Source organism: Vibrio sp. 10N.286.48.B8, assembly GCF_003050085.1.
In the GTDB taxonomy this organism is placed as follows: Bacteria; Pseudomonadota; Gammaproteobacteria; order Enterobacterales; family Vibrionaceae; genus Vibrio; species Vibrio crassostreae.
The window spans coordinates 162,743-185,619 of record NZ_PIGD01000001.1 but is presented as its reverse complement, the minus strand read 5'-3'; the positions used below and the strand labels follow the sequence as shown (position 1 = coordinate 185,619).

General features: G+C 44.0%; 13 protein-coding genes. 8 read left to right on the top strand and 5 right to left on the bottom strand.

All coding sequences use genetic code 11. From position 1 onward, the window contains the following. Nucleotides 1–80 precede the first annotated feature (80 nt). Nucleotides 81–1,100: a succinylglutamate desuccinylase/aspartoacylase family protein gene (locus CWO08_RS00780; protein ID WP_108019487.1), complete on the top strand. Its 1,020-nt coding sequence runs from the start codon at nucleotides 81–83 to the stop codon at nucleotides 1,098–1,100. A gap of 316 nt (nucleotides 1,101–1,416) precedes the next feature. Here the strand turns inward: CWO08_RS00780 and CWO08_RS00775 are convergent, their stop codons facing one another. The 3 genes from CWO08_RS00775 to CWO08_RS00765 form a co-directional block, all read right to left on the bottom strand. Further along, nucleotides 1,417–2,136 (bottom strand): DsbA family protein, encoded by a 720-nt coding sequence (locus CWO08_RS00775; RefSeq protein ID WP_108019485.1) that lies wholly within the window; start codon nucleotides 2,134–2,136, stop codon nucleotides 1,417–1,419. Between the two features lie 111 nt (nucleotides 2,137–2,247). After that, nucleotides 2,248–2,817 (bottom strand): protein disulfide oxidoreductase, encoded by a 570-nt coding sequence (locus tag CWO08_RS00770; protein WP_107898383.1) that lies wholly within the window; start codon nucleotides 2,815–2,817, stop codon nucleotides 2,248–2,250. A gap of 3 nt (nucleotides 2,818–2,820) precedes the next feature. Beyond that, nucleotides 2,821–4,884 carry a protein-disulfide reductase DsbD gene (locus CWO08_RS00765; protein ID WP_108019774.1) on the bottom strand — a complete coding sequence of 688 codons (2,064 nt, stop codon included), beginning with the start codon at nucleotides 4,882–4,884 and terminating at the stop codon, nucleotides 2,821–2,823. Nucleotides 4,885–5,043: 159 nt separating this feature from the next. Between CWO08_RS00765 and CWO08_RS00760 the strand changes: the two genes are divergently transcribed. Further along, the gene (locus tag CWO08_RS00760) at nucleotides 5,044–5,268 is read left to right on the top strand and encodes a hypothetical protein (protein ID WP_230682298.1); all 225 of its coding nucleotides are present in this window, start codon (nucleotides 5,044–5,046) and stop codon (nucleotides 5,266–5,268) included. Nucleotides 5,269–5,796: 528 nt separating this feature from the next. On the opposite strand, the gene CWO08_RS00755 is transcribed toward CWO08_RS00760, so the two are convergent. Continuing rightward, on the bottom strand, nucleotides 5,797–6,045 hold the full coding sequence (locus tag CWO08_RS00755) for a hypothetical protein (protein WP_017062732.1): 249 nt from the start codon (nucleotides 6,043–6,045) through the stop codon (nucleotides 5,797–5,799). Nucleotides 6,046–6,297: 252 nt separating this feature from the next. Here CWO08_RS00755 and CWO08_RS00750 point away from each other — a divergent pair, with 252 nt between their 5' ends. The 5 genes from CWO08_RS00750 (at nucleotide 6,298) to CWO08_RS00725 (ending at nucleotide 11,485) form a co-directional block, all read left to right on the top strand. Beyond that, complete coding sequence (locus tag CWO08_RS00750) at nucleotides 6,298–7,902, top strand: mechanosensitive ion channel family protein (RefSeq protein ID WP_048661124.1); 1,605 nt, start codon at nucleotides 6,298–6,300, stop codon at nucleotides 7,900–7,902. Nucleotides 7,903–8,066: 164 nt separating this feature from the next. Beyond that, the gene (locus CWO08_RS00745; protein WP_107898384.1) at nucleotides 8,067–8,900 is read left to right on the top strand and encodes a RecX family transcriptional regulator; all 834 of its coding nucleotides are present in this window, start codon (nucleotides 8,067–8,069) and stop codon (nucleotides 8,898–8,900) included. 104 nt (nucleotides 8,901–9,004) lie between these two features. Continuing rightward, complete coding sequence (locus CWO08_RS00735) at nucleotides 9,005–9,826, top strand: DUF3187 family protein (protein ID WP_107898385.1); 822 nt, start codon at nucleotides 9,005–9,007, stop codon at nucleotides 9,824–9,826. Nucleotides 9,827–9,949: 123 nt separating this feature from the next. Next, complete coding sequence (locus CWO08_RS00730) at nucleotides 9,950–10,981, top strand: porin (RefSeq protein WP_107898386.1); 1,032 nt, start codon at nucleotides 9,950–9,952, stop codon at nucleotides 10,979–10,981. A gap of 192 nt (nucleotides 10,982–11,173) precedes the next feature. After that, the gene (locus CWO08_RS00725; protein ID WP_107898387.1) at nucleotides 11,174–11,485 is read left to right on the top strand and encodes a hypothetical protein; all 312 of its coding nucleotides are present in this window, start codon (nucleotides 11,174–11,176) and stop codon (nucleotides 11,483–11,485) included. Between the two features lie 93 nt (nucleotides 11,486–11,578). Here CWO08_RS00725 and CWO08_RS00720 read toward each other — a convergent pair whose 3' ends face one another. After that, entirely contained in the window at nucleotides 11,579–13,426 is a 1,848-nt protein-coding gene (locus tag CWO08_RS00720; RefSeq protein ID WP_108019484.1) for a M3 family metallopeptidase, read from the bottom strand. Nucleotides 13,427–13,678: 252 nt separating this feature from the next. On the opposite strand from CWO08_RS00720, the gene CWO08_RS00715 reads away from it, so the two are divergent. Beyond that, nucleotides 13,679–22,855, top strand: coding sequence for an RTX toxin (locus CWO08_RS00715; RefSeq protein WP_108019482.1), 9,177 nt, complete (start codon nucleotides 13,679–13,681; stop codon nucleotides 22,853–22,855). Nucleotides 22,856–22,877: the final 22 nt, after the last annotated feature.

The window sequence follows — 22,877 nt, the reverse complement described above, 5'->3', positions numbered from 1 at the left end:
GTTTGTACTGGTTAAGATATCCTCTATGATGCAAAAACTTACGAGAGAATAGATTTTGCTCAACAAGATGGAGTGGTTGGATGAAAACAGAGTACTTAGGCGATGTTTTACAAGGCAGGCAGGTTATTGGCTCCTTGAATGTTGAAGACTTACAGGTCGGAGAGCATCAGTTTTGGTTTCAAGTGACCAGTGATGGACTCGGACAACCTAAAAACATGCCAGTTTCTGTTTTCAAAGGCAGCCAAGATGGTCCTAAGTTGATGATCACGGCCGGTATTCATGGCGATGAACTGAACGGTGTATTGGCTGCTCAGCAAATTATCCGAGACTTAGTAGGGAAAGATCTAGAAGGGACAGTGACAATTGTACCAACGGTGAACTTATCTGGGTTATTGAATCATAGCAGAGACTTCATCTCTTCAGATCCGGGTTCTTGCCCTGCCAACCTCAATCGACTCTTTCCGGGTGATGCGAATGGCTTAGCGGCGGAGCGCTTTGTTGCGTCACTTTGGGAGCGCTTACTCAAGCATAATGCCACCTTCGCCGTTGACCTTCATACCCAAACTCGCGGTGCAGTATACCCACTTTATGTATTTGCTGATTATCGCATAGAGCAATGTTTGGATATGGCGAGGCTGATGCAACCCGATTGTGTGCTTAATGATCCTGGCGATCCTGGGATTCTTGAAACGGTTTGGAATCGCAGTGGTATACCGAGCATCACTGTCGAAGTAGGGATGGGTAAGTTTACTCAACCTGACATGATTCAAAGAGCGGTAGACGGTGTTTTGAACATGCTTTCCTATTATGAAATGCTTGAGGTCGATGGACAAGATCCGTTAGAAGTAAAGCAACTGCCAAGCATGGATTGGATTGAAGGCAACAACGTCGTGTCTATTCGTGCTGATATTGGTGGTTTTGTTCTGCCTCAGGTCGAGCTTTTGCAAAGCGTGGAGCAAGGTGATTTGTTAGCCATCCAATATGATGCTTTTGGTAATGAATGCCGCCGTTATCACGCACCGTCTGCTGGACGTGTCCTTAGCTATAACGTGGATGCATTAAGGGAACCGGGGGCACTGGTTTGTCGCTTGCTAAGTTAGGGGGCAGTCGGTTGGACGTTTCCGTATTAATGCAGCGTGTCACCATTTAAAACACGCAAAAAAAGACCGAGCAGGGCTCGGTCAAAGGACAGTTGTCTAGAGTAAGCACGTCTTGGACTCTTTGACATAACTGTTCTTAGAGTAACGAGAATAAATTAAGAACCCATTGCGAGATGGTGACACTTCGACTGCTTTTTTGTTTCAAAAATAATATCGGAAAACATTATCTTAAGCTCATGAAAAAGCCGACTGCGAGTTACGCTAGTCGGCTTTTTATTCTCTTTTCGTTCGAATCTTTATCTCTATCTAAACTTGATTAAAAAGCATCATCCACAATATCTTTTAGTCGTTCGTAAGGCACATAGCCCGGTAGAACCTGATCGTTCATCATCATCGTTGGCGTTCCTGTTAAACCCAGAGCGCTAAAGGTTTGATGGTTGGTCATTAGCGTGTTCTTTTGTTCATCTGTAGTGTCCAACTGGGCTTCTGTTCCCGTTTTCTTCGCCACAGCTTGTAGTGAAAATTTTGTGTGGCTACCACTTTTTGCCATCAATAATCTATTAACCTCAGGGAACGCTTCTGGCTTGTCTTGCCATACTTTCATCGCATATAAAGCGGCATTGGTGTTGAGGCCGTCGACTTGCTGCTGTTTAAATGATAAGTACACATTGATCACTTTAATGTCGCTATTTTCAGAGACTAATTGAGCCAAACCTTTCTCTAAGCGCTTACAGTAAGGACAGTTATAGTCGGTGAAATTGATGATTACCGACTTGCCATCCGGGTTTCCTGTTATTGGATGAGCGTCATTGTTGTATAACCAATCATGGCTTTCTGCTTGGGCTTTCTTTGCTTGAGCTTGGCCCGCTACATATTGCTCTAAGCTGGTGTGTAACCCCGAAATAGTTGAAGGGTTCTCTTTCAGAAACTGGTTAATTTCCTCAAGTTGTTGGGTTTGTTCTTTGCTTAGTTCTGCGAAGGCGTTGGTGCTCATTAGTGAGCCTAAAATTAGTGTGCTTATCAGAAGCTTTTTCATGTTATTTATCTCGAATTCTTAGTAATGGTGAGCGATAATTTGGTGGCGCTCGCACTAGTGTTCTTTGTTTAGTTGATTTGAAACGACTTACTTGCCCTGTTTGCCAATAGGCTAGGCAAAGTAAGTTCTCAACCACAGCCCTATGGGAGAAGTAACGCCTGTCGCTATACTGCTTATCTCTCCATCTTTAATGATGACGATGCTGGGTGTGACATTGATTCCCCAGTCTCTACTGATATGCCCTGAAAGATCATTGATCACCGGGAAGTCATACTCTTTGGCGTCCAAGTAGCGTTGCACTCGCTCATTTGGTCCTGATGAAAGGGCGACCGTAACGACTTGGTGAGAGTCATTGAAGCTATTGACGGTTGAGCTCACGAATTTGCACGCACCACACCAAGTTGCCCAAAAATAGACAATGACAGGCTTACCGTTTTTACTGAGCTCGATAACATCAATATTCTCACCTTGGAGTGATTGACCTACGATTGGAATTGCACCTCCTTGAGGCATACTTCTGCTGTGATAAAAATCCATAGCAAAGGAAACCACGCCAACGATCAGTATCATTGAGACCAGTTCCTTTCCCCACTTTTTAAGGCGACTTGGCTTTTTAGCCTCACCCTTTATAGAGTGGTCTTTGGTCGTGTTGGGCTTCTCTTCATTGTTGGGAGTCTTCATTAGTTATCTCGCAGCATCGATGGCTTGAACGACAGTGTCACTGTTGAGAATGACAGGCAGTGGAATACCACTTTTATAGCTCGGACCGTAGACGATATTAAATGGCACACCAAATCGCCCATTACTTTGTAAGTATTGAGTGACACTTTCGCTTGGAGTGGTCCAATCGCCTTTCATTAGAACGATATTCTCTTGTTGCAGATGGCTATAAACAGGGTCTTGAAGAATGACGCCGATTTTGTTCGCCTTACATGTAATACACCATTCTGCGGTCACATCAACAAACACCGTTTTCCCTTGAGCAACCAGTTGAGGTATCTGTTTCGCGTCAAGCGGTTGCCAAGGTAAATCATCCACAATCGGAGTTGCCCAATTGTCCGCAGTGACGCTCCCTACGATAAGCGCTGCACCAAATACTATTGTGGTGGTAGCCAGGATAGGCGCTAGTACCTTAGTGCCGAGCTTCTTGCCAATCCAAATCAATACTGTTGCTAGGATCAAAACAGAAAGCACGATCGTTGGGAACTTTCCAATGAATGGGCTCAGCAGACTCGTTAACCATAAGCTGGTAGCGAACATCATCAAGCCGAAAATCAACTTAACAGTGAACATCCAAGGGCCTGGCTTAGGCATTAGCTTGGTTAGGCGTGGGAAGGCAGCAAAAACCAGCCAAGGTGCACTCATACCTATGCCGAGTGCGATGAAGATAGCCCATAACTCTTGATAGCTAGCACCAAGTGCATAAGCGACGGCGGTTCCTAGGAATGGTGCGCTACACGGCGTTGCCAATAGCGTCGCAAACATACCTTGAACAAAGTGGCCTGAATGTGAATCATCCCCTTTAGTTGCCATCCAAGTGTTTAAACCTGAAGGCAGTCTGAATTCGAATAGCCCAAGCAGGTTAATCGAGAACAGCAAAGTGATGATCAGCATTAATCCGATGAACCAAACATTTTGGAACTGGATTCCCCAACCAATCGCATTACCACCCATTTTTAGAATGGTCATACCAAGGGCTAACAGAGCAAATGACGTAATGACACCAGAAGCAGACGCTAAGAATGAGAGTCGGATATGACGATTAGATGCCCCTTGGTTTTGAATGATGCTGTTTAACTTCATTCCTAATACTGGCAACACACATGGCATGATGTTGAGGATCAAACCACCAATTAAGGCAAAACCGATCATCGCATTAAAACCGTTACTGTTTTCTTGATAAGCGATTGGTTTTGACCCAACTTGAGCTGTCATCTCTTCGGCAAAGTTTGTGTCCGATACTGTAACACTCACCGTGCGATCGGTTAGATCGACCTCGCCAAGCCAGTTACTGACATCGAATACAGCAGTTATTGTATTGTCTGTTATGTGGACGCTTGGTTGAGAGAAGAAGTCATCAATCACTTCTTGCCCGTCAATCAACACCATTGGCTTATCCCAACCATCTTTGCTTGTCAGCTGAGTAACCAATTGCTGCTTGCTCTTATCCCAAAACAAACCGTTCACCGAAGTGCGGTTAGCTTCTCGTGGCGACTGGCTCATGCCTTGGTTGAACAAGAACATCGCTTCTTCATCAAGCGCTAAAGTTTTTGGGTCAATCGGCAGTTCGATATCGTAATCGGTTAACACACAGATATTGGTACACGACGGAAAGGTAAACGAGGCCCTGAATATTGCAGGCTTTGTGTTGTCTTTCAGGGTTAACGTGACAGGAAAGCTGACGTGCTTTTTGTAACCTAACGTCATGACGTCAAGCTGCTCGTAGTACTTAGGTATCGGCCAATGCCAATCTACTGACTCAATGTTTGTTGAACCAGACCAGTCCCAGCTTGGCGGTATGCCACCTTCACCAGGGCTGCGCCAATAGGTTTTCCAGTCGCCGTCGAGCACGACATCGAGCACGGTTTGAATCTTAGAACCGTCATCTGACTGTTCACCTGTCGACATCATTCGCATTTTGACTGGCGGGTGTTCAGGCACGCTGAGCCAACCTGTAGTCTGTGCTAAGGCAGTAAATGATGTCATGACCAAAAGGGCTGTGACTAGAGTTTTCGCGCATGTACGCATGCAGAATGCCAAAGAATCGACAAACTTAGTTAGTAGTGTGTTGTACACAAATGTATCTCCAAAAAATAAATAAAAGGGTGGAATAGCCCGGTTATTTACTCTCTAAATATACAGTGCTTTAGGTGTAAGCGGTGTTTTGTTGGTCGAGTAGAGCGATGGTTGTCTCTAGATAATCTCGATATGTGGGGAGGTAAGTTAAATGCAACCGCAATAATAAGTACGAATGGGATCATCCAGCCGGTTTTTGGGGCGGCAAAGGTCAGCATTTTTGAACTCAGACTGCATGAACTTGAATTGGGTGACGTTAACATTTTTGAGGCTTCTAAGCCGAAAACACTGGCGTATAGAGTGGCCATTTTTTCTGAAGAAGCGATGTCAGTTTGAGGATTACTGTTTTCTGTATGAGTTTGCGCGCCAACTAGGACTGATTGACCATTAGCGGATGCAGATAACGATACTTTCTTTACGGCCAGAGTACTCGCCAGACAAGTTACGATAACCAGTCCGGTCAGGAAGAGCGCCCAAAGCGAATGCTTTTGTCGACGATTCTGTGTAGATAAGAAAAGTAGCGGTGTGTTCAGAAAATTAGTCCGTAATTAAATCAGTTAGTCGTTAAAACGAGCTCGTTGAATTGTGGCTAGCTTAGATAAGTTCTCTTCGCGCCACAAGTCATAAAATTGTTAAAGTGAAACTAGGTATAAACGAGGGAAACCGTAGGTATACGATAAACGACGCATAAACACTAATTCTCGCGAATACGACATTGCTCTGTCACTAAAGTTCACAATAACTGGAAGTTGCCACTAATTTATTCTGTATCGAGTAGTTTATTCATTATCAGGCTATACAAAAAAGCCCAATAGCTCGTCGATGAACGTATTGGGCTTTAACCATTGGCGCTATTGAAAAGGCTTAGTGAGTGCGGCGAGGGCCGTTACGTACCAAGTCTTTACCGTTATCAAACACTTCTTTGGTGATCCAGCGAGCAAGTAGAACTTTGTGGCTGCTGTTGAATACAGCAACGAAGTGACGACCATCTGAATTATTGGTTGCCATGCCTACACCTTCAACGCCTTCAAGGCCTAAACCGCCAGCTTCCACTGAAATTAGGAATTGCTCTAGTTCTTCTAGAGACTCAATGATGTCAAGTTCGTTGTTCATTTTTATGCTCTCTTGCAGTGAACCAACATCGTACTTAAGGCGCTTTAGTGCTTACCCTAAAATTAAGATATTGGCCGTTATTCTTTGTTGGATGCGTACTCTACAGGTCATAAGAGGGGATTGGAACTCTCAAATATTAGAAGCAGGCTGATAATTTGCGAATTTTTAACATAACATACGTTTAAATGCTTGTTATCCATGTTCTTTTTACTACTATTTATAGGGTCAATTTAGACAGTAATAGGAATTAATATGATGAAGGTTTGGCGTTGTCTATTGTTAATGTTGGCGTTTGTCGCATTTGGAAGTTATGCGCAGAGCGTTGAGAAAATCGCAGAAGTACAAGATCAGTTAATGATCGATCTAACAACATTAGAAACGGCGCATGATGCTGAGAAACCCTTTCTTGAAGATATATTAAGGCGTAAGAATCAAGGGCTACGTGAGGAGATTTTTACACAACTCTCTTCAGACAAGAAGGAAGGGCTAGATGCCATTCTGGCTCAGCAGGTTGAACTTTTACAAAAATTGCTGACATTGAATGAAGGCAAAATCGTTTCAATGAGTAAAGAAAACCGTTCAGCTGAGGGTGACGCTAAGAAACGTCTTGAATTACGCATTCAAAAACGAATCGGAATGATGGATGTTTATTATCAACAACTAGCAAAGACACTCACTTGGTCGAAAGATCGTGGGGTCGATGTCGCTGTACCTGAAACAGCTCTAAAAGTAGACTTGGTGTCTCGCTCTAAATACTTGACTAATGCCATTCTTTACACAGACACACAGCGACAAGATCTAGAAGCGCGTTTGTCTTTCGTGAATGAAGAAGAGAAAGCGACCATTAAAAAGGAGCTTGAGCGTTTCAGCGAGCGTACTAGTGTAATGGTGGCGAGCTTAGAAGAAACCATCACACTAATGGAACCGTTTGGCGTCGACGTGACTTCTTACAAGCGAGTGTTGCTGGCGACGACGGGAGACATTAACGCTGATGTGTTAGATGTTGATGTTGCACTGGAACTGCTGGATGGTTGGCTCCGTTCGTTCAGTTCATGGGCTTTTGAAAATACCCCTTCTTTTATCGTTAAACTCGCTCTGTTTCTCGGTATTTTGTATGTCACTCGCCTTATAGCTAACGTGGCTCGTAAGACCGTTCGCAAGAGTGTTTCGCACTCTAAAATGGACTTCAGTGTCTTGATGCAGGATTTCTTTGTATCAATCGCATCGAAAGCGGTCGTGTTTATTGGTTTGCTTATTGCGCTGTCGCAAATCGGGATAGAACTAGCACCGCTATTAACTGGTTTCGGTGTCGCGGGTGTCATCATTGGTTTTGCATTGCAGGATACGCTGTCTAACTTCGCCTCGGGCTTGATGATCTTGATTTACCGTCCTTATGATGTTGGTGATATGGTTAAAGTGGCGGGCGTGCAAGGCACGGTAAAAGACATGAGCTTAGTGTCGACCACGGTACAAACTATCGATAACCAACGTTTAGTGATCCCAAACAACAAGATCTGGGGTGACGTGATCAACAATATCACGGCAGAACGTGTAAGACGTGTTGATATGGTTTTCGGTATTGGTTACTCAGATGATATCGATAAAGCGAAAGCGGTATTGAATGACATCATTGTCGCGCACCCTCTAGTACTGAAAAAACCAGAGCACATGATCAAGCTTCATACCTTGAATACGTCTTCTGTAGATTTTGTCGTAAGACCTTGGGTTAAGACAGACGATTACTGGGATGTGTATTGGGATGTGACGGAAACCGTGAAGAAACGCTTCGATGAAGAAGGCATCACGATTCCATTCCCGCAACGAGATGTGCATATTTACAATCACGAAGAGAGTTAATTCGTCTAAGAGTCGATTTCTTCATGTGACAATCAAATGGACGCCGAATCGGTGTCCATTTTTGTTGGAGGTCAGTTTATCTGAATCTCGTTCTTTTATGTCACTTCACGCTAGTCGGAATTACGTTATCATGGGGCAGGCTCAGTCTGGATAGTTGAAATCGAATGGATGATTCACAGCAAAACCCAAAAACGAGAAATACAACGGTAAGAAAAGCGACGCGAATCGAAAGTGTCATGAACTCTGCGATGTGGCATTTAACCCAGAGGGACATGACGGAAAGCGAGTTGATTGCAAAGTTGAAAGTGAAAACGGACAATCAAGATTGGATCAATGAAACCTTGAGCAACTTGAAAGGTTACGGCTATCTCAAATCCGACCAAGATTTTGCTGAGCAATTCGCAGCACAAGCCTTCTTTGGCGAATTTGGCTCGCGATACATCATTGAAAAGTTGAAGAAGAAAGGGCTAACCGACTCGGTCATTTCCGATGCGATTCATAAGGTATCTGCTGATAAAAACATCGACGAACAAATGATACTGATCGATCGAATCAATCATTACTATTCAGGCTTTACTATGAGCCGTGAAAAGCTTGTCGCGACACTGCAAAAACGTGGCTTCAGCTATCAACAAGTCAAAATCGCGATCGATCAGCATCCGCAAGCTCATGAGCTTAAGAGTAATATTCAGATCAAGGCCGAGAAAGCTGATTTGGAGAAGGAAGTGCTCAAGTACGCTCGTAAAGGGAAAGGCTTAACCGCTATCCAACAAGAACTAAAACAGCGACAAATCGATACCACTGAGCTTTCATCGTTGATTGACCGATTGATCAATGAAGAGCAATTGGACTTTTACGCTTCTTGTTTAGAACAGCTTCAGAAAAAATCTTATGACCTGAACGATCACAAGGAACGCTCTAAGGCTTACGCCATGTTGAGTCGCAAAGGCTTTTCTTCAGATGAGATAAAGTTCGCTTTAAGTGAAGGTAACGAGTAGGTTACGTGCTGAATCATAAGGATGAACAGGGCTATCGAATGGTGTTTTCATCTTCAGCAATACCTAACCCATTACGTAAAGCGAACTGAACAAGCTCATTGTGATTGTTTAAATCCTCTTACACGCAGGCCAGTATATGGGCTCATACGGAAGCCTACTCTCTAGACTACTACCAAAACCAATTCAATATTGCGGTTGAGTGGCAAGCGTCTCCCATCTGGAAAACAGAGCTGGATTATCGTGTAGTCACGGCAAAAGATAATGGTTTAGACAGCTTTGTAATGGGCTTTCATGATCTTTTTAGCATTGGGCAAAACGGTCGTGATGAGGTAGCAGAAGATCAATTCATCATGGACTTTCATAATGCTGGCGTTCATGCCTCTGATTTTGAAGGTGATGACTTAACCAATGCGCTGACTTTTTACAATGAATTGTTGTTGTATTCCAGGGGGCCTATATCGCTCTCTGCTGGTGGTTCTTTGTATTACAACAACGTAAGAAGTGGACAATTTGCGAGAACAAGTTTTGAGCAAGTCGTTCAACTTAACTACAGCTTTATCACACCCAAACACAGTATTTTTTCAACCGTCGGTTTAGTGCATCGAAATGGCGATAACTCCTTTGTTGGCCTAGAAGACTTAAGTTTTGAAAACGTAAGCGCGAGTTGGGCGATAGGGTATGAGTATCGACTGAATCAGCGTCATAGTTTGCTTATTGAATCTCTCAACTATCAAGGTTGGGCGAGCAACGATCCAGATTTTTCTGAACCTTCCCACGAAGTGGTCGTGGGTTACCGTTATCGCCTACATCAACTTGCGATTGAGGCCCTAATGATCGAAAACATCCGTAACATGGACAACAGTACCGACATCGGGTTTACGCTTCTCAATATAAAAGCCATATCAACATATCATTATGTAATTTAATTCATCAAAGCTATAAAGTTTCAGTAAATTTACGGTATATCAATAACGTGATTTTTTGAACAATAGCGCCACTCCAAAAGGCCGGACTAACAAGGCCGAATCAATCTATAGGTAGTGGTAACCATGAAAAAAACATTAGTAGCACTTGCGATTGCAAGCATTTCAACTTCAGCATTCGCTGTAAACACAAGCAGCCAAAACAGCCAGAATGAAGAGATGTTTGCTTTTGATTCTATGCACAAAGATCAATTCTCTGTAGCAGGTTCTTTCGGTGTTGGTGGTTACTACGACACAGGTTCTAAAGCATTTTATGATGACTGGGCGACAGGTTTAACACTTGCGGTAAGTTACCGTAACAACCGTTTTGTTGGTTACTTTGAAACAGACATGATGCTGAACTACACAACAGACAATAACGTTGCAGCGAACGACGCAGCAACATCTGGTTGGGTGAATGGCATTGATACAGGTCCTGCGACAGACGTTGATAAAGCGTGGTTAGGTTTCGACACTGGTTACGGTATCGCTTCATTCGGTTGGGAAAACGATACGGCACTAGATAAAGTTGATGGCGCAGGCGACAACACTTACGAGTTTGGTGCTTCTGCTGGCGACGCTTCTGATGCATTCAACGTGGTTAAGTTCCAAGGCGCAACTAACGGTATCGCTTACGCTATCTCTTACTTTGAGACTAATGACGACCATAACGATGCAGAGAAAGGCGTTAACGGTTACATCGGTATCGAGCAAGAAGTATTTAGCGTATACGCTGGTTACGAAGCTCGTGACGATGAGAAAGATTACGAAGTATACACAGTAACTGGCAGCATGCAGTTAGGTTCAATGAAGCTAGGTCTTAACTCTTGGATCGATCAAAACGATGAGATGAAGAATACAGGTTTCTACTTCTCTGGTGGTTACACATTGTCTGATGATCTAACCATTGCTGCAGGTTACGCTTTCAATACTAACGAAGAAGATAACCTATCAGATGTAGATTCTTCATACATCAACGTTGCAGCTATGTACCGTATTGCTGATAACGCAGACATGGGTATTGATATTAAGCAAGATATCGAAGGTGCACGCTCAATCGGTAACACGCAATACGACGAAGAAACACACGTATTCGCAGCAGCTTACTACTACTTCTAAGAGTAGTGTCGAGGCTTAGGTGCGCATAGAGCCTGAGCCTTTGAAACTCAAATATCGAAACTGAACATAATGGTGTAATTGCTGCCCGGTCTTTACACCATATTCTCTTCTTTGCGCAGCTTAAGCATCCACTGTTCGACATGTGGTATGCCACTCAAGCGGTACGAGTGGATTATTATCTGGAGAAACAAAATGGTTGAGAGCATATCTGGCAAGGGGGTCATTTATGGCAATGAGACTCTGTTTACGTGCAAACCTAATCGAAATGGATTGTTCGAATTGGCACGTAAACATGGAAGAGCTGCTGGTACTCGTCCACAAGACTCACAAAACAAAGTCTACGCAGAATCTTTAGATGAAGCATGGAATTTACTGAAAACTGAAAAGTTTTATATTGTTTTGACGGGGCAGGTATTCGGCATTCATCGAAAATCACTAAGAAGTGTTGATTCTGTTGATGTTGAGTTTAATAGAAAAATTCGCTCAGCATGTTTCACTATATAGATCCTAAGCTGAATCTAAAAAGGACGATAACTTATCGTCCTTTTTTCATTTTAGTTTTGAACTCAATTTTTGTTACAGAGGCTCAAACACAATCTATCGACCGTATTGCCCAACGATAAAGTGCTCAAACTCATCACACATCTGATGGTTTGATTTATCATTATTCGCCAACTCGGTTGACCCATCAACGATCGATATCTTCGCATTCAAATCAGCAACTGGTGCACGCTCTCTTGTCGACAGTTGTTTGATTTTTTGCTCTTCAATAGCCCATGCTTCCTCTGGCGATAAGTTGCACTCGTCAGCGAGGTATTTGGCATTAAAACCTTCTCCAGTAAGGCTTTCGATTGTCCCATTATGATTCACGCTATTGCCTTGGTACCAATAGTGCTTAGCTAACAAAGGGCCGATCTCTGGGTTATCCGTTAAGTAGCCAAATTTATCGGTAAAAAACGCACGAGTTTGATACACCGCCATATGAGCCAACAGGTAACCTTGATACGCGCAAGACGCTTCATCCGACAATAGATGTGGGATTGCCATTAATGGGCGAGGGCTACAAGCCAATCCAAGAATCGTTTTCTCACTATTACGAGCGAGAGCGGTGATCTTTTCAGGCGTCAGATCTTCATCTGCCAATTCGTAAAGTGCTCGCTCGAAATAGGGAACCACTAAAATGCTGCGTTCTTGATAAGCTCTGAAGGGTTGCTTGTTATCGATGATTGCTTTGATTAACTCGTCAGGTACTGCTTGGCCATCAGCATTAAGCGCGTATTGTTTGAGCCAGTCTGCGTCATTCAACAAGCTGTCACAGAACATAGACTGGGTTTCCGCATAAGCCATCGACGTAGGTGCAAACTCTTGAGAGAAACACGGCGCGTTCATTTTCACGTTAGCAAAGTGCGCAGCGTGACCACCTTCGTGAAACAGTGTGTTGATCCCATCATAGCCGCTGCCTACTTGATCGGGCTTAGCATTACTTGTGAAGTTGACTTGAGCAGGCACCCAAGTGTTTTGATCGTAGAAAGAAGGAATAGGGCCGTGACAAAAACCATTTGGGTATTTTCCTTTGCGATCAAGCAGATCCAACTTCAGTGTGGCTTGAGAGTATTCGATGTTGAGGCGACCAAAGGATTCAATCCAGCGTCTCAATGACTTTGAGAATGGAACATAAGGGTCCAAGTCATTCATCACGTCACCTGCAAAAGAGTAGGTAAAGTTATGGGCTTGGAGCGCATTCTCGCTTTTCTGCTCTGCCAAATGGGTTAGGCTTTGCTGATGGCTATCACGTGTACGTGCTTCGAAGTCGTCCAGAATCGTGAACAGTTGCTCTGTCGTCATCTGTTCGGTTTTAACCACCGAGTAATCAAAGAAGGTTTTAAAACCCAGTGATTGAGCAAATTGATTACGTTTTTTGATGAGCTCAATAAATCCGTTAGCCAGTAGCCATTGCTCTAAATCTAATAGTGCTTGGTGTGCAGAAAGCCTGACTTGTTCACTACTGTTACTTCTCACAGCTGAACCTAGGACAGGAAGCGAACCTTCTGTTTCTTGTCCCGCTTCATTTACGTAAGTCATCACATGGTTTTGTTTCTTCTCAAACAGCTCTGCTTCGAACTTGATGAGGTCTGCTTTTAGCGCCTGAGATTGTTGGGATTCGATAGCGTGAGATTTAAAGGTCGCTAACCAGCCATTTAGCCCTGTTAACGTGCTCTCTTTTTCTTGAGGATCTTGAATCTGGTCGATGGTATCTAATTGAGCTCCGATTGCCGCAATCTGTTCAGCTGAACTTAAAAACTCGGTCCACTGAGTTTGCGCTAGGGTTGAACCATCGTGGTCGTCACTGATGCCCATGTAGGTATCCCAAAAGAAGTCTTCTTTGGTTTTGTGAGTTACAAGATACTTGTGATTCAGTTGGTTGAGGTAGTTCGTTGCCGTCATGACATTCCTTGAAAATTAACCAGTAATTTCAACATTATGACACATTCACTAAATGTATTTTGTGACGTTAAATATAACTGAATGAAAGTCACAGCTTATCGGTTTACTTTACAGCGTATCAATGGTAATTAATTAACTGTTAATGATTTGTTGTTTGCTAGTATTTATTAGAGTGTTTCTGCTGATTTTTTAGTCTTTTATTGAGCGTGTTGATGCCCTCAATGTCAGCGTTTTGTGAGGAAGAGGTTTAGGATGGATCCTATTTTATATATCGAAGTTGGCGGGGTAACTTGGCAGGTATTTCCTGACGGTACTTGGCAGCCATTACCTGCTACGCAAGCGAAGGTCGATGGTGTGCAAGTTGTGAGTATTGAACCTCAGAGCTTGGAGCAGACTCAACCTCTGACAGAACCGCAAATAGAAGCGGTAGAACAACAGTTGGAAGAGGTTGTTCTACAGCTTGTAAACAACATTGAAAGCTCGCCAGAACAGCCGAGTGCTTCAAACGACCAACCTAGCGCTAGTGCCTCTTTTATTGCCTATGTCCGATCTACACTCGACGAAACCCTGGCAGAAGCCGGTTTTGATACTCGACCAACAGAATATTTTGAAGACGACACAACTTCCAATGAAGGCAACCTCGACATACTTTTACCGAGTGCCGCGTTAACCGTAGATATTTTAGATGGTGGTGATGGTTACGAAAACCAGTTTGAAGTACCAGGTGTCACGATCACCGGTACCGCTGTTGATGTCCGAGATGGACGTACCGTTCTTCTAACGATCACTGACATTAATGGTAATACGGTAACCACAACGGCAACCACAAGCGATGAAACCTATGCTGTAAACGGCGTTGATCTCTCTTCATTGGCTGAAGGAGACCTGAAGGTTGATGCGGTGATTGCTGATGAGTTTGGTAACAGCATTGCGGCCAACGACTCTACAATCAAAGACACCCTAGCCACAATCGATGTCGATTTTGATGGTTTTGGTGATGAGTTTTATAACCAATTTGAAATTTCCAACGGAGTACTAGTCGGTACTGTTGCCAATGTTGAAGATGGTCAGACGATAAGCATTTCCATTGCCGATAGCCAAGGCTTCACGCAAGAATACACAACGACCGTATCGGGTGGTACATGGACTCTCACCCTTCAAGACTACTCAAGCTTTGCGGAAGGGGAGCTGACGGTTGTTGCTAACGCTATAGATATCGCCGGAAACCCTACCACGGCTAGTGACACCATTGTTAAGGATACGTTAGCGAGTATTACAGCGAGTGTTGATGATGGAGGCGATGGTGTCCTCAACAGTTTCGAAATTCAATCCGCTAAATTCTTCGGTATCGTGCAAAATGTTGAGGATGGCCAAACGGTCAACATCCGAATTTCAGACAGCACCACCAACGTTATCGTTCTAACGGCAACCATAGTCAATGGCGCTTGGTCTGTGGAAGGCGTAGATTTAACGAGCTTTGCTGATGGTAGCATTACCATCGAGGCTGACACTATTGATATAGCTGGTAACCCAGCGACTGCGGTAAATAGTACAGGGGTCATTGTTATTGATACCGTCTCGCCTGTTATTGATATTGATACGCTAGACGGCTTTAGCATTTTGGCCTTTCGTAGTAGCCAACTTACCACGATGCAAGGTACCACCAATGTTGCAGAAGGGCTACCAGTTTACATTGAAGTAAACGATGGGACTCAGACCTTAGTCTTTGAAGGGGTTGTTGACTCTTCGGGTAACTGGGTGGTGGAGAATATTGATATTTCTGCCCTTGATTCGACTACAGAATGGACGATCGACGCAAAAGTTTTCAATACAGTTGGCAACGAAGCCATTGATGACATGCCGACGATTATTCTTCCTGAGTTTGTGGTGTTTTCGGAAACTATTGTCGGGATCTTTGGAAGTGAAAGCCAGTCGTCAGATATACGGATTGATTTTGCAGATTTTTCATTTAGCGATGACCAAAATATAGCTGAGTCGTTAACATCTCAAGGTTTGTCAATAACGATTGCTGTATCAGGTGACAAACAAAGCCTAACGGGTACTCGAAGCGATGGGCAAGTAGTATTTGATGCCGCGATTTCCGGCAGTAACGTAAACATCAACTTCTATCAGGCGATCGATCAAGAGGCTGGTTTAGACTCAATTCAGACCGCTCTGGTCATTGAGGGTTTACAAACGGATGCGGATGGTACCACAGAGCTCGTTATTGGCCATTTACCTATTGTTATTAAAGATTCTGACCCACTCATTTTTGATGAATCTTATGAAGTTATTGAAGGTGAAGTGGTATCTGGCAATGTACTCAATAACGACATCGATCTTGATACCCATCTAACCATAAAAAGCGTTGAAGTTGATGGGTTGACACAAACAATATCAGGCAGTGCCCCTGTATCATTTACTCTTGATGAAGGTGTTTTAACCGTCTTTGCAAATGGTCACTGGACGTTTGTCGCCAACAGAAACTTAGATCACACCGTAGCTCAAAACATCACTTTCAACTATGTCGCAGGCGATAGCAGTAATGATTTCGGAACTGGTACGGCAGTCATCGATATTTTTGATGGTGATGCGGGGTTAGTTGTCGATGGGACAACGACCAGCTCTGAAGGTGACGTATCTGATGGAGTCCAAACTGTCGTCGGTCAGTTTACTGTTTCCGCAGGCTCAGATAATCCAGATCCCGCCTCGATTGTCTTTAATACCAATACCTTAGTGCAGCTAGACGCCTTGGGCTTAACGACTGGAGATGAGGAGTTCCCACTAACTTACACGTTAGCCAATGATGGTAAAACGATTACCGCACAAGCAAATGGTGAAACGATATTCACACTAACGTTGAGTGCGGTTGCTAGTGGTATTGATGTTCTCGCAGATGTCACATTAGTCCTAGAGCAGCCTATAAACCACCTGATCAGCAACGATTCTATTACCCTGCCACTTATCATTGATGGAGAAGACTTAGATGGTACTGCTTTAGAACAAGGGCAGTTTGATTGGATTATCCAGGATGGGGGCGATCCGGTACTAACTTCAACTAGCAATGCTGCTGTGGACGAATCTGATCTTATTAATGGCAGTGTTTCTGATACTGGTATGTTTAATCTCAACGTCGGGAGTGACTTTGTCGAGTCCGTATTTTTCGGTGCTGCAGATCAGCCGCAGTTATTTAGTGGCGGTGTACAGATCATTTATGTGGTCTCTGCGGATGGAAGTGAACTTACTGGCTATGTTGGTTCTGAAAGTGCTGACAATAAAGCATTCACCTTGAGCTTTACCTCTCCTTCAGGTGAGGCGGATACTGATGTTACTTATACTTTTGAACTCTTTAAGGGGCTTGACCAAGATAACATTACAGACCAACTTCCATTCGTTGTTACCGCCAAAGATGATGACAATGATGTAACCAAATTAACCTTGAATGTATCAGTGACTGATGGCGGTGAACCAACGATTGGTTCAGGAACGGTTGAACTGAGTGAAATTCCCGTGGCTGATAGTACTCCATCGGGAGTTGGGTCAACAGCAAACGTGAGCTTAGCCGTTACCGCAGGGAATGATCCACTGGTTTTCTTAGGTTTGGATGTGACTACGGGCCAAGCTGTTCTTGATAGCGATGGTATAGCGGTAACCAGCAATGGTGAAGCGCTGACTTGGCGTGATAACGGTAATGGTACCTTTGATGCGGTTCTTGGCAATGGTGATGCTGTTTTCAGAGTCAAATTACCAGATAGCTTCAGCCTTGAAGCCAATGGCTCAACAAGCGTTGATGTCGTTATTGAGCTGTATCAGTCCATTGATCATGGCTCAGGTTCTAAAGACACCGAGCTGACGATTCCAGCTTCTATCGTCACCATTGATTCCGATGGTTCTAGAGACTCGCAAGCGTCTGATATAAAAATCTATGACGGTAAAGATCCTGAAATTTCGGTGACTGGAGGCATCTCAGTTGATGAAGATGGTTTGCTAGGAGATGGTCAGCAAGTTGGAGTCGAAGATAGCAGTCCTTCTTTAGGTATTATTGAAGGCTCTGATGATGTTGTTTCTGTCACGGTCAACACCGCTGCTTTTGATTCACTTGGCTACACCAGTGCTGGGAAAGCGATCTCCCTTAAAGCTGCTGATTCTGATGGTTGGTATTATGGGCAAGATACTGACGGCAACAACGTATTTAGGATTCGCTTTAATACTGACGGAACCACTGAATTTGATCTCTACGCACCACTAGACCATGCCACGGGCGATGGTGAAAACAATCTAGCTCTTAATTTTGAACTGACAGTTAATGATGCGGATGGAGACAGTTCTGATCCTGCTATTTATTCTGTCAACGTAACAGATGATGTTCCGACTGCTCGAGATGGTTCTATTGAAATGGTTGAGGGTGATAACCTCAATGGACAGTTCCTAACCGAAGAATTTGCAGGCGCAGACGGCGCAGAAATTATTAGCTTCACTTATCGAAATGCCACGTATACCTTTGATAACGTCGGTACACCGATCACGATCAATCTAATTAATGATTATGATGGCGGTTCCACTTACGGCCAGTTTACGCTCTCACCAGATGGTAGCTACCAGTTAACTACGAACCAGAATGTAACGACTAATCCTGCCGATCCTAAGATTGTCGATGACATTGATTACTTGGTGCGAGATGCGGATGGCGATGAAGTCGTTAGTAACGCAGAGCTTATATTGGATGATAACGAAGGTTTTATTCGCTATGAAGATTCTGAAACCACAGAAGATAACGATGCGATTATTGTCGTCAGTGTCTCAACCGGTGATATTGACCAAAGCGAAACGGTTACGGCTATCGAATTCTCTGAAGCATCGCTAAACGGTGGTAGCTTGTACCTTGATGGGGTGCTACTTCAAGTTGTTGACGGCAAGGTCACCTTATCAGGAAGTCAGCTGACAGCGATTGATAGTCAGTTTACTGGTCCGAATGGACAGTTAACCTATCGTCCGGCCCTCCATGAATCCAATACGACGTCGACGGTTATTTTGGCGATTAACGCCATCATTAGCACGGATACGGTTCCAAAAGAACTCACAGCCGATATTGCGGTTTCTGTTTTACCTGTTGCAGACGCTCCCGATTGGTCTGATTCAGTATTCACTTATCAATCTGTGGAAGATGACGCTGACCCTATCAAGCTTGATATTACCGCTCAACTCGTTGACCAAGATTCGTCGGAAACACTAACTTATACGATAAGTGGTATTCCCGATGGTCTGAATATCACCTTGAACGGAAATGCCGTTCAAGAGGATAAGGAGTACACTCAGAATCAAATCGACAAAATGGAAATCAGAGCTGATGAAAACTTAGCGGGTCGATTTGAATTTGAAATTACTGCGATTGCCACTGAATCCGGAAACTCCTTCGATGATCCTGCCGATAAAACGGCTGATAATGTTCATACTGTCATCGTAGAGGTCTCTCCTGATGCGGATAAACCAATTTTATCTGTTAAGGATTACAAAGGTCTGGAAGATGAACCTATTTATTTAAAAGATGTTATTGAGGGGACCCTGACAGACACTGATGGTTCTGAAACTCTGAGCTACATTATTGAAGTGCCGGAAGGTTGGTCAATTTTAGGAGAAGGTACTGCTGTAATTGGAGCAAATACTTACTTCGTTCCTGCGAGCGCAATCGAAAATGGTGTTGCTTATATTCAGCCCAAAGAGGACATCAGTTCCTTTACTGAAGACTTATCTATAAATGTAACAGCGGTTGCAACAGAATCGACTATCGATTCACTTATCCCAATTAACGGGCAGGCATCAAGCGATACTAAAACCATTGATATTTTCTTAAAAGGTGTAGTGGATGAGCCTATCGTTGTGGACGGAGGCAACGCGCACTGGGAGTACAATAGCGATACTAAAGTTATCAGTAATCAATCGGTGCTTAACGAAGATGGTTTGATTCGACTGGATTTTGTGGTCCAAACTTCGGACGACGATGTTTCAGAAGAGATTAACGTACTGCTAACCAACATCCCTGAGGGAACTTTGCTGGTGGATGCGTTGGGTCAGCCCGTATCGCTAACGATTGCGTATGTGGATGATGTCACTGGGCCGGTATTCCAAGTCTCTAACGCACAATTGAATGATTTGTATCTTAAGCCAGTTGCTGATTTCAGTGGGGAACTGGAACTTACCGTTATCGCTATTTCAACTGAGCCTGATGGTGATTCGGGTGAGTTCCCGATGACGTTAAAAGTAGAGTTAGCGCCTGTTGTTGATCAAGAAGATGGTCAAACAGTTAGTACTCAAGGTATTGAAGACAGCCAAATTGGATTGAATCTAGAGCCATCAGTGAATCAAGATGTTGATGGAAGTGAGTCTTTAACGGGTTATGTGATTGACAGCCTTCCTGCTGATCTGAGTCTTTATTTTGATGGCAGTGTAATTGATGTGCCGGTTTCAGGGTTAGATTTAGAAAGCTTATTAGACTCTACGACGCCAACACTGTCCGAGCTTTTAAGTAGCGGAAGACTGTCAGTCACCGCTACTGAAGATTTGAGCGGTACATTTTCGATCCCAATTACCTATGAAGTTACCGATACTTCGCCGACAGGCGCGACTGATGTAAAGGATATTTCAGGATCAATCAGTGTCACCGTAGATGCAAGGGTCGAGTCAGATACTCGTTTGGAGAGTTCTGGTCAGCTATACATTAGTGATGACGGTTCTCCAGTCAACGTGTCGGATGCGGTTACTTTTGTTGACGCAGATATGGATGGCTCAGAGTACTTGGATTATATCTTGATCGATGTGCCTGATGGCTATTCGCTGATTATCGACCACCCGAACGGAGCCGCTCAAGATATTTCAGGAAACTGGATTATCTCTGCAAACGGCCTGACGAGTGATTCTATCCAAGAACTGGCTCAAGAAATCTTAAGTGGCATGACGATCTCCAGCCCAAGCGACACCCCTGTGTTAGATATTGTGGTGCGTGCTCGTGTTATTGATGGCGAAGATTCGAAATATATTGATACCTCATTCCAAATTCAGATTACAGGCCATGACGGCGGGGGCGGTTCTTGTGACCCTGTTGGGCCTCCAAGTCCAATCCAACCAGATGGTGATATTAAAACGCTAGAAGGTGAAGATATCGATCTCACGGGTCTATTAAATACTGATGTTGCCAGTGACCCAGACAACACTATCTCTTTCTATATTCCGGCCGATTCTCTTCCTGAAGGCGTTGAGATTTCAGGTGATGGTGTTATTGCTGAATATGACGCGGCTGGCGAAGTCGTCGGTTATTCGATTACTGCTGATGGCCTATCGAAGTTATCGCTAACTGGGTTAGATGAAGACTTTGCAGGGTGCATTGACTTTACTATAGAAACGGTCGAAACCTCGCCGTGTAATGGTGAAACAGTCACGACAAATCAAACGATCAGCATTCAAGTGCTACCTGTTGTCGATGACATTACGGTTGCAACGGATTCGACAACAATCCAAGAAGACATCACTACGGATCTTAATCTTGAGCTTGTTCTTGGAGATAGCGTTGAAGACGGCCAGTTAATCACGGGTGAAGGCAACAGCGCTACTGGTAAAGAAACCGTTAACTCTCTGACGATTACGGTATCAAATGGTGTGACATTGTCGGAGAGTCCTGCCGATACTGGCTTGTTGGTTGATAACGGCAATGGTACTTGGACGGTAACCGATCCTAGCCGTTTGAGTGATGTGTTGGTGACACCACCTGAACATTACAGCGGCGAAATTACCTTAACGGTAACAGCCAATATTACCGATGAAGCGGATTGCGTGGCTGAAACGGATACACAAGATAAAACGACCGTAGTGACGATCACGGTTGAACCTGTTGCTGATGCGGCAAACTTAGTAACGCAAGATATTGTCGGCGATGAAGACAACTATATTTCATTGTCATCACTTAGCGCAGAGCTGATTGACCAAGATGGCTCTGAAAATATGTCTTTGGCATTAAAAGGTGTACCTGAAGGCGCCGTGGTTGCGATAAAAGTGGGAGACTCTTATGAGTTGGTTCCAAACAACGGCGCAGATGGCGGCACGTTCAATGGAAACCCTACTTATGAGTGGCAATTAGATCCAAGCCAACTTGCGAACTTGGTCATTATGCCACCGAGAGATTTCAGTGGAGACATGAACCTGGTGTTTGAGGCAATCACTCAAGAAATCGGCACCACTGAAATCCGCTATACCGAATCTGACTTTACCGTTGGTGTGAACCCAATTGGTGATAAGGTGGAATTCTTCGACTTACCTGAACAGATGACTGGCAGTGAAGATGAAGGCATTGTTATTCCACTTGATGCGAATAGCTTCGAGACCAACAGTGATGAGTTCTTATTAATTACAGTCACAGTGAATGGGACTTCTGATCCTTCGGGTTTAATTGGGCTTGATAGAATTCGTATTGGCTCTGAAACAAGCTCTTTCACTAATGTTGGCGGCATCATACAGGCTACGATCCTCGTTAAAGCAAGTTCTGTTGATGAGCTTGAGTTCTTTGCCGGAGACGCTTGGGGTAACCTCGATATTACGATCACTGGTCAAACGGTTGACCAAAATACGGTGCTTGGTAATTTGGTCACAGATACTGGCGAACCAAGTTCACAAGATATGACTTTGGTGATTACACCTGAGCCCGATGCTCCTTTGCTAAGCCTTGAATACCCATCAATTGTCGCTGAAGCGAGTGGCTCGATTCCTCTTGGTTTAGACCTTTCCCTCGTTAATCCTGCTGATTCCGAAGAGGGTTTTATTGCCATCTATAACATCCCAGCAGGTTTAACTTTCTCGCATGGTTCTATGGTCGATGGTCAGTATGTCGTGGAATTAGCGGATGTGCCTAATTTAGCGATTACCGGGGGCTACAACAGTGGTGATCAGTTTGATCTAACGATTGAGCCATCAGCCGAAATCGGCAATAACCAAGCAGTAGGGCTCCCGCAAACCGTATCGGTTGAATTTGTGGCTGAAGGTGACTCTACGATTACTGCAACAGATGACAATGATTTGTTAATTGGTGGTACAGGCTCGGATAGCTTTGTATTTGCATCTTCAGGTTTAGGTAGTGCAGATGCGCCGAGCTTCGATGTGGTCCAAGATTTTGATGCCTCACCAGACACGGATGCGATTGATTTGTCAGGTATCCTTGGTGCCCTAGACATAACTACAGGTCTAGGTGCGACACAGTACCTCGATCTAGAAGAATCAGCGGAAGGCGTAACGATTTCGATTAAGGCCAATGGAGACGATGACGTCCAACAAAATATCTTGCTCGCCGATGTTACGTATGATGATTTGTATCAGGGTGATAGTAGCAGTGCATTAGAAGCACAAATTTTACAAAAAATGATAGAAGACAATAATTTAACGCTGTAAGTTAGATGTACAGTCTATAAAA

Excerpts from the sequence above, each read along its gene's own strand:
- CWO08_RS00780 (WP_108019487.1), top strand. The coding sequence starts at position 81 with ATGAAAACAGAGTACTTAGGCGATGTTTTACAAGGCAGGCAGGTTATT.
- CWO08_RS00775 (WP_108019485.1), bottom strand. The coding sequence starts at position 2,136 with ATGAAAAAGCTTCTGATAAGCACACTAATTTTAGGCTCACTAATGAGC.
- CWO08_RS00770 (WP_107898383.1), bottom strand. The coding sequence starts at position 2,817 with ATGAAGACTCCCAACAATGAAGAGAAGCCCAACACGACCAAAGACCAC.
- CWO08_RS00765 (WP_108019774.1), bottom strand. The coding sequence starts at position 4,884 with ATGCGTACATGCGCGAAAACTCTAGTCACAGCCCTTTTGGTCATGACA.
- CWO08_RS00755 (WP_017062732.1), bottom strand. The coding sequence starts at position 6,045 with ATGAACAACGAACTTGACATCATTGAGTCTCTAGAAGAACTAGAGCAA.
- CWO08_RS00750 (WP_048661124.1), top strand. The coding sequence starts at position 6,298 with ATGATGAAGGTTTGGCGTTGTCTATTGTTAATGTTGGCGTTTGTCGCA.
- CWO08_RS00745 (WP_107898384.1), top strand. The coding sequence starts at position 8,067 with ATGGATGATTCACAGCAAAACCCAAAAACGAGAAATACAACGGTAAGA.
- CWO08_RS00730 (WP_107898386.1), top strand. The coding sequence starts at position 9,950 with ATGAAAAAAACATTAGTAGCACTTGCGATTGCAAGCATTTCAACTTCA.
- CWO08_RS00725 (WP_107898387.1), top strand. The coding sequence starts at position 11,174 with ATGGTTGAGAGCATATCTGGCAAGGGGGTCATTTATGGCAATGAGACT.
- CWO08_RS00720 (WP_108019484.1), bottom strand. The coding sequence starts at position 13,426 with ATGACGGCAACGAACTACCTCAACCAACTGAATCACAAGTATCTTGTA.
- CWO08_RS00715 (WP_108019482.1), top strand. The coding sequence starts at position 13,679 with ATGGATCCTATTTTATATATCGAAGTTGGCGGGGTAACTTGGCAGGTA.